Source organism: Gordonia sp. (in: high G+C Gram-positive bacteria), assembly GCF_052106715.1.
Lineage (GTDB): Bacteria > Actinomycetota > Actinomycetes > Mycobacteriales > Mycobacteriaceae > Gordonia.
Map to the genome: position 1 here is coordinate 43,310 of NZ_JBQEDL010000027.1, position 14,161 is coordinate 57,470.

Sequence of the window (14,161 nt, forward strand, 5' to 3'; positions counted from 1 at the left end):
ATCGACCCGACGAACGCCGCGTCGCCGCAACCGAACTCGCCGCCGCCGGCTTCCAGACCATCGAGCAGGCGATGACCGAGGGGCATCCGTGCTTCGTCGCCAACGGCGGCCGGCTCGGCTTCAGCGCGCACGACGTCGCCGCGTACGCCCCCGAATCCGGTGGGCGCTACCACCTGATCTGGGTGGCTGCCCGCAGTGAGGACTGCGACTTCGCGTCGATGAACGACGTCTCGTATGAGGACCTGCTCCGCCACGAACTCGGCGGCGACACCCTCGAGAAGTTCTATGACGTTCTCCTGTTCCAAGGGCTCGACCCCGACGATTACACATATCTGCCGGTACACCCGTGGCAATGGACCGAGAAGGCCGCACGCCTGTACGCCGCCGACATAGCAGAGCAGCGTCTGGTGATCCTCGGCCCGTCGCCGGACCGGTACCAGCCGCAGCAGTCCATCCGGACCCAGTTCAATGTGTCGACACCGACCCGCCATTACGTCAAGACCGCCTTGTCGATCGTCAACATGGGATTCACCCGCGGGATGTCGGCCGACTACATGCGCACCACCCCGCTCATCAACGACTGGGTCCGCAGCCGTATCGGTGACGACGACTATCTGCGCTCTCTCGGCTTCGAGGTGCTGTACGAGGTGGCCGCGGTCGGGTATCGCGATCCGCTGTTCACCTCGATCACCGAACCCGGCTCCGAGTACCGCAAGATCCTGTCGGCGTTGTGGCGACAGAGCCCCGTCCCACGCGTCACCGACGACGAGCAGTTGTCGACGATGGCCGCTCTGCTGCACGTCGATCACCTCGGGTCCCCGCTGATCGGTGCGTTCATCGAACGCTCCGGGCTGCCTGCCGACGAGTGGACGGCCCGCTTCTTGCGCGCCTACCTGCACCCGATCGCCTACCTCCTGTACCGGTATGAACTGAAGTTCTCACCCCACGGCGAGAACCTGATCCTCGTCTTGCGTGACGGTGTGCCGGTCCGGGCGATCCTCAAGGACATCGGCGAGGAGGTCTGTGTCTTCAACGAGCCGGACGATCTGCCCGAGTCGTGCCGTCGCGCGTTGACGACCGAGCCCGACGCCATCAGAAACCTGGGGATCCTCTCGGACGTGTTCGATGACTTCCTGCGTCCGCTCGCCGCTGTGGTGCACCGCAGTGGGTTCCTCGACGACGCTCGGTTCTGGGCGGTGGTTGCCGACAGCGTCCATGCGTTCGTCGCCGACCATCCCGACCTCGCCGATCGTTTCGAGAAGTGGGACCTGTTCGCGCCGTCGTTCGGCGCCGTCCACATGAACGGCCTCCAACTCGGCAACAACCGCCGCATGGTGAACGTCGGCCATTCCTACGAATCCATCGTCGACACCCGACACCGACTGACAAATCCGATCGCCGATCCTCAAGGGGTTCATCGTGACTGACGACTTCAACCGATTCGCTGCCCCAGGGCCCGGCTGGTCGGAGGTCGGCGACGCACTCTCGCGGATGGCGACGACAGTCGCCGACCGCCACCACGGGTCGCCGCTCCCCTACGGCGCTCCCGGTGAGATGCTCACCGCCGTCACCGACGCACTCGGCCCGGGGCGGCTTCCCGACGACGGGATCGGCGAAGACCGCGCACTGACGCAGGTCGCCGAACTCGTCGCCCGCTACGGACTGGATCTGACGCATCGATTCACCGCCGCGCATCTGCAGCCACCACCATTGACGGTGTCGGTGGCAGCCGATGCCCTCGCGAGTGCCACAAACGCGTCCCTGGACACCTACGACTCCGGCCCGGCGACGCTTGCAATCGAGAACTGGACGATCACCGCCCTCGCCCGTCTCGCCGGGTTCGGGCCGTCGGCAGGCGGTGTGTTCGGCCCCGGCGGCTCGTTCTCGAACCTGCTCGCCATGCTGATCGCTCGCGACCACGCGGCCGCCAAACTCCGTATCGACACACGTCATCACGGAGTGGCCGCGCTGCCACGACCGCTGGTGTTCTGTTCACGCGTCGCGCACTTCTCGATCAACCGCGCGTGCGCGACACTCGGTCTCGGTGAATCCGCCGTCGTCGCCGTCGACGTCGACCACCACCACCGGATGATCCCGGCCGCGCTCGAAGCAGCTCTCGACGCGGCAGACGGGACGCCCGTCGCGATCGTCGCGACCGCAGGCACCACCGATTTCGGGACCGTCGACCCGCTCCCGGAGATCGCCGACATCGCGGGCCGCCACGACGTGTGGCTGCACGTGGACGCAGCTTACGGATTCGGTTCGTTGTTCTCTGACCGACTGCGACACCTCGTACACGGAATCGACCGCGCCGACTCGGTGACCCTCGACCTGCACAAGATCGGCTGGCAGCCTGCCGCGGCGAGCCTGCTGCTGCTGCGCGACGAGGACTTGTTCTCCGCGCTCAACCGGAACGTCGCCTATCTCAACCCGGAGGACGACGAGGAGGCGGGCTTCGGTGGACTCCTCGGCCACACCCTCCAGACGACGCGTCGCCCCGACGTCCTCAAAGTCCTGACCACCTTCCTCGCGTACGGCCGATCCGGCCTCGGCGACATGCTCGACACCTGTCACGCCGTCGCCCGGCACGCCCAGGCGCGGATCACCGCCGAGCCGCAACTGGAACTGGTCGCGCAGGTCAGCTTGACGACCGTCGTGTTCCGGTATCGCTGCCAGAACCTCGACACCGTGAACGCCGAACTGCGTCGCCGTCTGATCAGTTCGGGCACCGCGCTGATCGGCCGGACCAGAGTGCGCATCGCAGGCAATGACGCACCGTCGACATGCCTGAAGCTGACGTTGCTGAACCCGAACACCACCGGATCGGACATCGACGAACTGTTCGACGAGCTGTTGCGTCATGCACTCGAAGTGGAGTCGGAGAACGCCGAGTACACGATCGCCGAAGGGGTGCAGGCACATGACTGATCGGCCGGCCCGCACGACTGTCCCGGAGACCGTGGACGTCCTCGCAGTCGGATGCGGCCCATTCAACCTCGGGTTGGCTGCGCTGGCCTCGACCGTCGACGACGTCGACGTGCTCGTGGTCGACTCGGTCGACGAGTTCCGCTGGCACCCGGGCCTGCTGTTCGAGGAGGCGACGCTGCAGGTCAGCTTCCTCTCCGACCTCGTGACCCTCATCGACCCGACGCATCCGACGTCGTTCCTGGCGTACCTCGCCGATGTCGATCGCCTCTATCCGTTCCTAGTGCGCGAGCAGTTCTTCCCGACGCGCCGCGAGTACGAAGCGTATCTGCTGTGGGTCGTCGCGAAGCTCGACTCACTACGTTTCGGCACCACGGTCGACGAGGTTCGCTGGGACGACGACGCGCAGCGCTTCGACGTCCTGGTCACCAGCGGCGGGACACAGTCGGTGATCCGCGCCGGGCACGTCGTGGTCGGTGTAGGTACCGAGCCGTCCGTCCCCGAGTCGCTGACGTCGGATGCGGCCGGATCAGTGCACAGCAGCGTGGTCCACAGCAGCGACTACCTGTTTCGTCGGGACGACGCGCTCGCCGCCGACGCGGTGACGGTGATCGGCTCGGGCCAGTCGGGCGCCGAGATCGTGGTGGACCTGTTGGAGGCCAACCTCGACGGCGGCCCGGCGCTCACCTGGTGGACGCGGACACCGTGGTTCGCACCGCTCGACTTCACCAAGCTGTCGTTGGAGATGACGACGCCCGCGTACATGGACTACTTCCACTCGCTGCCCGAGGAGACGCGCGATCGCGTCCGCGACGGGCACTGGCAGTTCCACAAGGGGATCTCCACCGACACCCTCGAACGTATCCACGACCTCTTGTATCGGCGCCAACTCCACGACGACGCAGCTCGGGTCGAGCTACGCAACGGGGTCCGGGTGGACGCTCTCGACGACGACGGCGGACGTGTCAGTGTCCGCGGACGACACCTCGACACCGACACCGCACTCGCGCACACCACCGATCTCGTCATCGCAGCTACCGGCTATCGCGAACGCGCACAACCGTTCCTGGCACCGATCGAGTCGCGGCTGCACCTTGACTCGCAGGGGCGCCGGGTGATCGCGGCGAACCATTCGGTCGTCGCCGACGGATCGCTCACCGACCGCCTGTTCGTGGTGAACGCCGAGATCCACGCCCACGGCGTCTCCGCCCCCAACCTCGACATCGGCGCCGTCCGCAACGCCCGGATCCTCAATACCGTCGCCGGGCGCGAGGTGTACCGACTGCCGAAGACCACGGCGTTCACGAGTTTCGGACCCGTCGCTGGTCGAGACTCCCCCAATGCTGGTCGAGCGGAGTCGAGACCCCCGCTCGACCAACGGGTCTCGACTTCGCTCGACCAACGGAGGAAGGGAGCCACGCTCGACCAGCAGGCAGGGGTCTCGACTTCGCTCGACCAGCGGGACGAAACTTCGCTCGACCAGCGGGACGAAGCCACGCTCGACCGGCGGGACCAAGCTTCGCTCGACCAGCACCAACAGACATCCCACTAGGAGTTGACGTGATTTCCCTCGAACAGATCCGCGCCGACGTCGCGTCACTGCTGGACGTCGATCCCGACACCATCAGTGACACCGATGACCTGGTCCGTCACGGCATGCATTCGCTACTGATCATCAAACTGACCAGCACGTGGCGTCGTGCCGGACACCGGGTGCGCAGCTCACAGCTCGCCCAGGATCCGACGATCGCGGCGTGGGCCGGGCTGCTGGGCGCCGAACCCGCTGCCCCCGAACCGGTTCCGACAACTGCAGCGACAGATCACACACCGGATGACGATCCCGAGTTCGAGCTCGCGACGATGCAGCACGCATATTGGGTCGGCCGTCAGGACGGCCAGGCGCTCGGCGGTGTCGCCGCGCACCTGTTCGCCGAGTTCGACGGCGAGGGAGTCGACGCCGCTCGCTTGGAACGCGCGGTCGGTCACGTCGTCGACCGTCACGAGATGCTGCGTGCCGCGTTCGGCGACACCGGCAAGCAGCGGATTCTGGACGCCCCGCCGACTCCGGTGTTCAGCGTCGTCGATCTGCGCGACGGCTCGGACATCGACGAGCAGACCGAGCGAACCCGCGATCGGATGAGCCATCAGCTTCTAGACACGGCTGCGGGCAGTGTCGTCGAGTTCGTGCTGACACTGCTCCCCGAGGGACGCCACCGACTGCACTTGGACGTGGACATGTTGGCCGCGGACGCGATGAGCTACCGGCGCGTGCTCGACGATCTGGCGACCGCGTACGAGACGGACGCCGCACTCGAGTCGACTGGCTACACGTTCCGCGAATACCTGGCGCAGCGCGGCGACCACATCTCCACCGATGAGTACGAGGGCGCCCGCGCCTGGTGGGAGGCCAAGGAGCCGACGCTGCCCGACACCCCGTCGCTCCCGACGATTCCGGAGGACCGTCGCGCCGAACCGGACCGCAGCGTCCGCTACCACCATCGACTGAACGCCCAGGAGAAGGACCTCCTGTACGCAGTGGCGTACGACAACGGCATCACTCCGGCCGTCGCTTTCGCCGCAGTGTTCTCCGAGGTCATCGCCCGCTGGTCCACCCATCAGCGTTTCCTGCTCAACGTTCCACTGTTCAATCGCGAGCCCACTCACCCGGAGATCGACCAGGTGGTCGGCGACTTCACGAACTCGGTGTTGATCGATGCAGACGCCACCCGGACCGAGTCGATGATCGAGCGGAGCCGCCGACTCCAGCGCGAACTGCACGACTGCGCCGGTCACGCCGCATACGAGGGGCTTGACGTGTTGCGCGACCTGGGTCGTCTCCGCGGTGCACCGGTCACCCCGTCGCTGGTGTTCACCTCCGGTCTCGGATTCGGCGAGCTGTTCTCCGACCGCGTCCGCAGTCTGTTCGGCGAGCCCGTGTGGATTCTCTCGCAGGGGCCGCAAGTCGACTTGGATGCACAGGTCGTCGAGCTGGACGGCGGCCTCCTGGTGAACTGGGACGTGCGCCGCGACGCACTGCCCGAGGGCGTGATGGACGCGATGTTCGCCGAGTTCCAAGCAATCCTGACCGGGCTCGTCGCCGAAGGGGCCGACTGGAACGACACGTTGGCGATCGAACTCCCCGCCGACCAACGCGAGATGCGTGACGCCGTCACCGCGACGGCGCCCGTCAGCGAGCCACGCACCCTGCACGGCACGTTCTTCGACATCGCCGCCCGCAAACCCGCCCGGGTCGCACTGGTGACCGCCGACGGTACGGAGCTGTCGTACGGCGACGTCGCGACACAGGCCCGCACAGTGGCCGGCGCGCTCATCGCCGACGGCGTCGCACCGGGCGACACCGTCGCCGTGATCGCACCGAAGGGGCACCTGCAGCCGATCGCGGTGCTCGGTGTCCTCGCCGCGGGCGCGGTGTACCTCCCGATCGGGGCCGACCAGCCCGCTGCCCGTCGAGACGCCATCCTCGAGCGTGGCGGCGTGACGACGGTGATCGACGCCGACCTGTCCCGTTGGACGAGCGGCGGCGCGACTCCGCTCGCCGATCTCGTCGCCCGCGACCCGGGCGACCTCGCGTACGTCCTGTACACCTCCGGTTCGACGGGCGAACCCAAGGGCGTCGAGGTGAGCCACCGTGCGGCGACCAACACGATCGACGCGATCGCCCACGAGTTCACGCTGGGCGCCGACGACCGCACCATCGGCCTGTCCGCGCTGGAATTCGACCTGTCGGTGTTCGACATGTTCAGTCCGCTGTCGCTCGGCGGAGCCCTGGTCTGCATCGACGGCGAGCAGAATCGTGATGCGCAGGCCTGGGCCGCGCAGATCGCAGCCAACCGGGTCACCGTGCTCAACGCCGCGCCCGGCCTGGTCGGCATGCTCGTGGACACCGCGTCGAACGATCAGTTGGCCAGCCTGCGCACCGTGATCACCGGCGGCGACCGCGTCGACGCCGAGCTGGGTCGTCGTGCGCGTGCCGCCGTCGCGGGACTGCGGTTCGCCGGTCTCGGCGGCACCACCGAGACCGCGATCCACTCAACGGTCTACGAAGTTACCGACGCCTTCCCCGCCGACTGGGACACCGTCCCGTACGGCCGACCGATGGCGGGTTCGGCATGTCGCGTGGTCAACGAGCGCGGTGAGGATGCCCCGGACTGGGTGACCGGCGAACTCTGGATCGGCGGAGCAGGTGTGGCCGACGGCTACCGCGGCGATCCCGAACGCACCGCCGACCGATTCGTGACGGTCGACGACATCCGCTGGTACCGCACCGGCGACCTCGCGCGGTACCTCCCGGACGGGACCATCGAGTTCCTCGGCCGCGCCGACCATCAGGTCAAGATTCGCGGCTACCGGGTGGAACTCGGCGAGGTCGAGTCCGCCGCACGCAGGGTCGACGGCGTCACCGAAGCGGTCGCCTCCGTGTTCGACGGCCGACTCGCTCTCGCGGCGACCGGCGAGAACGGCTCCTCCATCGACACGGATCAACTGGTCGGTGCACTGGGCGAACTGCTGCCGGAATACATGGTCCCCGAGACGGTCGTCGCCGTCGACGAGGTTCCGCTGACTGTCAACGGGAAGGTCGACCGAGCCTCGATCCGCGACTCGCTCGAACGAGCGGTCGCAGGTGCGACGCCGCAGGAGTACGTCGCGCCGGAGAACGCCGCCGAAGCCGCCGTCGCATACATCGCCGAGCAGGTCTTGGGCACCGAGCGCCTCGGCGTCACGACCGACTTCTTCGATGCGGGCGCCAACTCGATCCTGGCCACGACATTCGTCGCGAACATCCGCAGCCTGCTCGCGGTGGACGGCGTCGGAATCACCGCGGTGTTCAAGGCCCGCACCGTCCGCGGGTTCGCCGCGCTGCTCGCCGACCGCGAGCAGGTCCCCGGGCAGCTGGCTCAAGTGGCCGAGATCTTCCTGGAGGTGGCAGGCGTCGAGCGCCCGACCGATGACCTGGTCGGAGCGTCGAACTGATGCCTACCCTGGACGAGTTGCGCGCGGCGATGGCCGCACGCCTGTCGGACGCCGGGATCGCCGTCGAAGCGGGGGTCCCGGCCCGGCGCGACCCGCAGCGGGCACGGCTGTCGTTCAGTCAGCGTCTGGTGTGGGCTCACCAGCAGCAGGTGCCCGACAGCACGGCGAACAACATCTGTCTGACGTTCACCTATACGGGCGACGTCGACGTCTGCGCGTTGCAGCAGGCGCTGCTCGCCGTCGTCCAACGACACGAGATCCTCAGGACCACATATCATTCGGGTGAGGACGGCGAAGAGCCGTATCAGCGGATCCATCCCGATTGCCCGCCGCCGATCATGACCGTCGATCTGTCCGACGCCGCCGCGCCTGCGGAACGTCTGCGACGGCTCGTCGCCGACGCTGCGACCGAGGTGTTCGATCTGGCGACCGAGTCGTCGATCCGACTGACCTTCGTCACTCTGCCGCCGTCGGGCGGCCGGCCGCGCATGGCGGTGGTGATCGCGATGCAGCACATCGTGTGGGACGGGATGACGTTGCCTGCGATGGCACGCGACATCGGGCGCTTCTACACGGCTGCCCGCTCGGCCCCGGGCGAAGCACTCGCGGTGGACGCGTTGTCGCCGCAAGTCGCCGACTTCGCTGAATTCGAGCGCGACCGCTTCGACTCGGCCGACCACACGGCAGATATCACGTTCTGGGAGAACCAGTTCCGCGGTGGCGTCTCGACCGCGTCGCTGCCGTACGACCGGCGGCCCGCCGACCCGTCGGAGGTAAGCGCGCGCGCAGACCGGACACTGAGCCCGGCGGCCGAACAGAACCTGCGAGCGTTGGCCGCCGAACTCAAGACACCACCGTTCTCGGTATTCCTCGCCGCCTACTATCTCGCGCTGCGGCGGATGTCGGGTCGGGACGATCTGGTGATCGGCAGCACGGTGGCCAACCGCGAGGAGCAGGGAGCCGAAGCGCTGATCGGCAACTTCAGCAACTCGATCGCATTGCGGATTCGCGCCGCAGACAGCGACACCTTCGGCGGCCTCGTGCGGCACGTCCGCGCGGTGACCGATGCGGCGTTCGAGCATCGCACGTTCCCGTTCGACGAGATCATCGATATCGCCCGCCGGGTGACCGGCGACGAGACCGCTCGCCCCTTCGATTCGCTCGTCCTGTTCCTCGATCAGAAGATCGACGGGATCCAACTGCCCGACACCACGATGACGTGGGAGCTCGCGGACAAGGGCCGGGTGGCGTTGCCTCTGACGGTCGAGGCGTTCATGCACTCCGACCACACCGAGGTGCAGATCGGATATCAAGTCGACCTGTTCGACGCCTCGACCGTCCAGACTCTGCACGAGTTCATCGACGGCGCGCTGGCGACGGCGACCGTCGATTCACCACTGGCCGATTCCATTCTGGCCGAATGACTTTCGAGAGACCTATGACGAAGATCTACCGTGACGACCACGGCATCCCCCACATCCGTGCCGCATCGCCGCGCGATGCCCTGTACGCGCAGGGCTACGCGACCGGCATCGACCGAGCCTGGCAGATCGAGTTCCTGCGGTTGCGCGCCGAAGGCCGGACCGCAGAGGTATTCGGGGCATCGTGTGTCGGCTGGGACGCGTTCGTGCGGCGCGCCCAGATCGACCGTGCCGCCCGCCGGATCCACGATGCGTCGTCCGAGCGCACCCGGACGCTGCTGCGGGCGTACGCCGACGGCGTCACCCGCTCGCACGCCGAAGCAAGCGCCGTCGAACTGACCGAGTTCGATCACCGCCCGACCGCATGGAGTCCGTGGACGCCGATCTCGGTCTTCATGGTTCAGCACCTGATGTTCGGCCGGTTCGCGACCAAGTTGTGGCGGTTGCACGCGCTGCGGATGCTCGGCGCGGACGCACTCGCGCTGCTCGACACCGAATGGGCGCAGACCGGACGAGACCGTGTCCCCGTCCTGCCGTCCGACGAGTTCATGGACGACCTGCTGCGTCACCTGCCGTTGACCGCAGACGACGGCGTCGAACCCGACGTGCCCGCGCTCGGCGATGCGATCTCCGGCAGCAATGCCTGGGGAGTCGCCGCGTCGGGCACCGACACCGGGGCCCCGCTGGTCGCGGGCGACCCGCACCGGTTCATCGAGGCGCCCGGTGTCTACCAGCAGTGCCAACTGGCGTGCGACGAGTTCGACGTCGTCGGTTTCGCGTTCGCGGGCGTCCCGGGTCTCCCGCACTTCGCGCACGCGTCGTCCGTCGCGTGGGGAATCACCAATGCGATGGCCGACTACCAGGACGTCTACGTGGAGAAGCTGAGCCGGGTCGACGACCTGATCACCGCGGTCACTCCCAACGGGCAGACAGTGTGCGACGCATGGATCGAAAAGGTCGCGGTCCGCGACGACGAGCCGGTCGACGTCGAGATCATCGAGACCGAGAACGGTTCGGTGGTGTTCGGCGGGCCCGACGACCTGTGGGCGATGAGTCTGCGCAGCCCGATGCTGTCCGACGCGGCGTCGACGTTCGACTCCGTGCTCGACTTGTTGTTCGCGAAATCGGTCGACGACGTCGAGGAGGCGTTGCTCGAGTGGGTCGAGCCGCCCAACCGGATCGCCGTCGGCGACTCGTCGGGTCGTCTGCGTCATCACACGATCGGGCGTTACCCGGTGCGCGCCGACGAGAACTACTGGCTGCCGGTGCCCGGTTGGGACGAGAAATATCGGTGGCGCGGATACGCCGAGACGTCGCTGGGTCAGTTCGATGCCGGCCAGTTCGATGCCGGCGGATTCGATGCTGAGGTGTCCGGGCACGCGGTGATCGCGAACCAGCGGATCGCCGACTGCCCGCCGATGCAGCCGGTCACCACCGAGTGCGCGCCGAATGCGCGCGCGAAGCGGATCGACGAACTGTTGTCGAGTGCGGATCAGATCTCGGTGGACGATTGCGCCGAGATCCACCGGGACGTCGCGAACGGCCATGTCCGGGGTCTCATTGACTTGTTGCCTCGCCTGACGAACCTCAGCGATGAGGCTGCCGATCTCCGTGCCCGCCTGGTCTCGTGGGACGCTCAGATGCGAACCGACAGCATCGAGGCCTACCTGTTCGCCGAGTTCCGCAGCAAGCTCGTCACCGCGGTCGTCGACGACGACGTGCTCGCTCCGCTGCGCGAACCGAATGGCTTCCCACTGTGGATGACCCCGTACTTCATCGCCGGGACGCGTATCGCCGCGGGACTCGACGCGGTGATCGACGGAGCGCCGCGGATCGGATTGGACGTGCAGGCGGTCGCCGTCCGCGTCCTCGACGAGGTGGCCGTCGGGGCAGCGGACACCACGACGACGTGGGGCGACGTCCACGTCCTCGCTCCCCTGCACGGGATCGACTTCGCCGGCGTCACGGCGTCCTACCCTGAGCTGTCGGCGCTGGTGCGACCCGAGCAGGTTCCGCTCGGCGGCGACGCCGAATGCGTCCTCGCGAACGCGAGCGCGGTCGGCTTCTCGCACGTGTGCCGACTCGGCTCGGTCGCACGCTACGTGTGGGATGTCGCCGACCGGGACGCCAGCCGCTGGATCGTTCCCCTCGGATCCGACGGCGACCCGACGTCCGACCACTTTCAGGACCAGACGCGGATGTGGGCACGCGGCGACCTCATCGACGTCGTCTCCGATTGGGACGTGCTCACCCGTACCGCGACAGCCCAGGAGATCCAGTGAGCATTCTGAACGACGCCCAGCGCGAGTTGATGCAGCAGCGGCTGGCCGCGGTCGGCATCGAGGCTCCCGCCGACACCGCCGCAGGCGCGCCGGAGCCGGTGGCCGTCGACGGTACGCTTGGCATCGCCGAACGGCGGATGTGGAAGATCTACGAGATCGATCCCGAGTCCGACTCGCACAACTTCGCGGTGCATCTGACGTTCGGGACGCCGTACACGCTCGAGCAGATCGTCGAGTCGACGCAGAAGATCATCGCGTCCTCGACGGTCGTCTGCTCGGTGATCGAGGTGTCCGACGACGGCCCACGGCGTCGACCGGCACCCCGCGAGGGGCGCTGGACGGTACCGGGGCGGGTGTGGGAGTTCGGCGACATCGTCGCGGACGTCGACGCCTCTGCTCAGGTCGTCGCGCAGGCGTCCTTCGAGTTAACGCGCGAACAGCCGTGGCGCGTCCGTATTCGCGCGCTCGACGACGGCACGATCTCGATGATCCTGGTGATCCACCACATCGGCGGCGACGAGACGATCCTCCCGCCGGTCCTGACGGCGCTCGTCTCGGGGAACGCGGCGTCATGGTCGGGCGGCGGCACCGCCGTCGACGCGTCGACTCGCACCGGGGCGCACGCGGATGCCGCGGTGAGACATGCGCAGGCGACGTGGGCGCAGGAGGGAATCCGCTACCCGCTGTCGGGCGAGCTTCCGGCCACCGGCCCCGAGGAGAGTTGGGTCTCGGTGATGGGCGAAGGACGCGGCGCTCTCAGCCACCGTCGTCTGGACGACGACGTCGTGGCACGTCTGATCGGATTCGCGCGAGAGGTGGACGCCACACCGAATTCGCTGTTCGTCGCGGTGTCGGCGTTGACCGTGTACGCGGTGGCGGGCGCCGACGACTTCGTGGTTCTGGTGCCCGCCGACAACCGGGCGCCCGCCGAGACCGTCGACCGTGTCGGCTACAGCGGGAACATCGTGCCCATGCGGTTCCGATTCGATCGGTCGGCCACGGTGCGCGATGCTGTTCGCTCCGCTGTGTCGACGGTATTCGAGGCGATGGAGCATTCGTCCGTCGACTACGGCACCATCTTGACCGCACTGCGTGGAGCGGGCGGACGCTTTCCCGTCGCCGAGATCATGACGCTGGTCAAGAACGCCCCGCTGCGCGGCGTCCCGGTTCCCGCGGGAGCGCACGTCACGTGCGAGACGGTGTTCAAGGACGTCGTGCACTACCCGTTGAGCATCTCATTCGAGTTCGACGAGCACGACGCGGTGCACCTGGAACTCGAGTACCGGACGGACGTGCTCGACCGGGCGTATGCCGAACGCGTCGCGGACGCCGTCGAGTCGCTGGCGGCGAGACTTCCCGACGCGGCGGACACCGCCCTCGCACGGTTGCGCTGACCGCGTCTTTAGAGGTCGGTCGGCCGCGGCGGGTCGGCGCCGGGACGAGAGACCGTGACCGCCGCTGCTCGCGCCGCGTAATCGAGGACGTCGGCCCAGGCGTCGTCGGACATCGATCGCACCCCGTCGACGGTCAGGTCGTGCTCGGCGTCGAGGCGTGCGAGCACCGCGCCGAGGACGGTGTCGCCTGCGCCGATGGTGTCGACGACGTCGGCTTTCACTCCCGGTACTCGGACGACTGCGTCGGGGGTCACGGCCGCGATGCCGTCGGCGCCGAGCGTCACGACGGCGACGTCGGCACCCGCGGCGATCCACTGCCGAACGGTCGGCAGCACGTCGTCGAACGTCGACGTGTCCGGAAGGTCGGCGAGCCAGACGATGTCGTCGATCGAGGACTTGAGGATCGTGGTGTGCGCCAGCCGGTCCCGGAACCTGGTGCGGTAGGCGGCCGGGTCGTCGATGAGTGCTGCACGGATGTTCGGATCCATGACGCTGACGCGTCCGGCCGCGGACTCCCGTGCGAGCACCGCGTCGTAGACGGACGCGCCGGGTTCGAGCACCATCGACACGGTGCCGAGCACCACCGCGCGGACGTCGTCGGGCAACGGCCCGGGGTCTTCGACGAGCCGGTCCGCGGTGCCGGTGACGTAGAAGCCGTATCGCACCGCGCCGGGGTCGGAGGTGTCGGCGACCGCGAGGGTCGTCAATTCGTCGCCGCGCTGCACGAGGCCGAGGTCGACGCCTTCGTCACGGAGTCGGTCCACGAGTTCCGCGCCGAAGCCGTCCGTCGAGATCCGCGACAAGAAGCCAGTCCGCGCGCCGAGCCTAGCGGCCGCGATCGCCGCGTTGAACGGCCCGCCGCCGAGCGCAGGCCGCAGAGCCGGCCGACCGTCCTCCGCAGTCACCGGGACCAGATCGACCAGCGCCTCGCCACCCACAATAATCATGTGTAATACCCTCCCCCGCCGGTCGAGCGAAGTCGAGACCCAGCCCCCCAACGCCGGTCGAGCCGTCCCGCCGGTCGAGCGAAGTCGAGACCCAGCCCCCAACGCCGGTCGAGCGAAGTCGAGACCCCACCTTCCCCGCCGGTCGAGCGAAGTCGAGACCACACTCCCAACGCCGGTCGAGCGAAGTCGAGACCCCCGCC

The 14,161-nt window shown here is 67.9% G+C and carries 7 protein-coding genes and 1 pseudogene; 7 read left to right on the forward strand and 1 reads right to left on the reverse strand.

What is annotated here, in order from left to right; all coding sequences use genetic code 11:
* The 7 genes and pseudogenes from ACTIMF_RS13920 to ACTIMF_RS13950 form a co-directional block, all read left to right on the forward strand.
* A partial coding sequence (locus ACTIMF_RS13920; protein WP_442350888.1) for an IucA/IucC family protein occupies window positions 1-1,427 on the forward strand: 1,427 nt, incomplete at its 5' end.
* Window positions 1,420-2,928: a pyridoxal phosphate-dependent decarboxylase family protein gene (locus ACTIMF_RS13925; RefSeq protein WP_442350889.1), complete on the forward strand. Its 1,509-nt coding sequence runs from the start codon at window positions 1,420-1,422 to the stop codon at window positions 2,926-2,928. The genes ACTIMF_RS13920 and ACTIMF_RS13925, both read left to right, overlap by 8 nt.
* Window positions 2,921-4,240, forward strand: a pseudogene (locus ACTIMF_RS13930) (lysine N(6)-hydroxylase/L-ornithine N(5)-oxygenase family protein); the annotation flags it as partial. The gene ACTIMF_RS13925 and the pseudogene ACTIMF_RS13930, both read left to right, overlap by 8 nt.
* 245 nt (window positions 4,241-4,485) lie before the next feature.
* Complete coding sequence (locus ACTIMF_RS13935; RefSeq protein ID WP_442350890.1) at window positions 4,486-7,917, forward strand: non-ribosomal peptide synthetase; 3,432 nt, start codon at window positions 4,486-4,488, stop codon at window positions 7,915-7,917.
* Complete coding sequence (locus tag ACTIMF_RS13940; protein WP_442350891.1) at window positions 7,917-9,341, forward strand: condensation domain-containing protein; 1,425 nt, start codon at window positions 7,917-7,919, stop codon at window positions 9,339-9,341. The genes ACTIMF_RS13935 and ACTIMF_RS13940 overlap by 1 nt, the downstream gene beginning before the upstream one ends.
* A gap of 14 nt (window positions 9,342-9,355) precedes the next feature.
* Window positions 9,356-11,620 carry a penicillin acylase family protein gene (locus tag ACTIMF_RS13945; RefSeq protein ID WP_442350892.1) on the forward strand — a complete coding sequence of 755 codons (2,265 nt, stop codon included), beginning with the start codon at window positions 9,356-9,358 and terminating at the stop codon, window positions 11,618-11,620.
* Window positions 11,617-13,014, forward strand: a complete 1,398-nt coding sequence (locus ACTIMF_RS13950) for a condensation domain-containing protein (RefSeq protein WP_442350893.1) — start codon at window positions 11,617-11,619, stop codon at window positions 13,012-13,014. The genes ACTIMF_RS13945 and ACTIMF_RS13950 overlap by 4 nt, the downstream gene beginning before the upstream one ends.
* 8 nt (window positions 13,015-13,022) lie before the next feature.
* On the opposite strand, the gene ACTIMF_RS13955 is transcribed toward ACTIMF_RS13950, so the two are convergent.
* Window positions 13,023-13,961, reverse strand: a complete 939-nt coding sequence (locus ACTIMF_RS13955; RefSeq protein ID WP_442350894.1) for a carbohydrate kinase family protein — start codon at window positions 13,959-13,961, stop codon at window positions 13,023-13,025.
* Window positions 13,962-14,161: the final 200 nt, after the last annotated feature.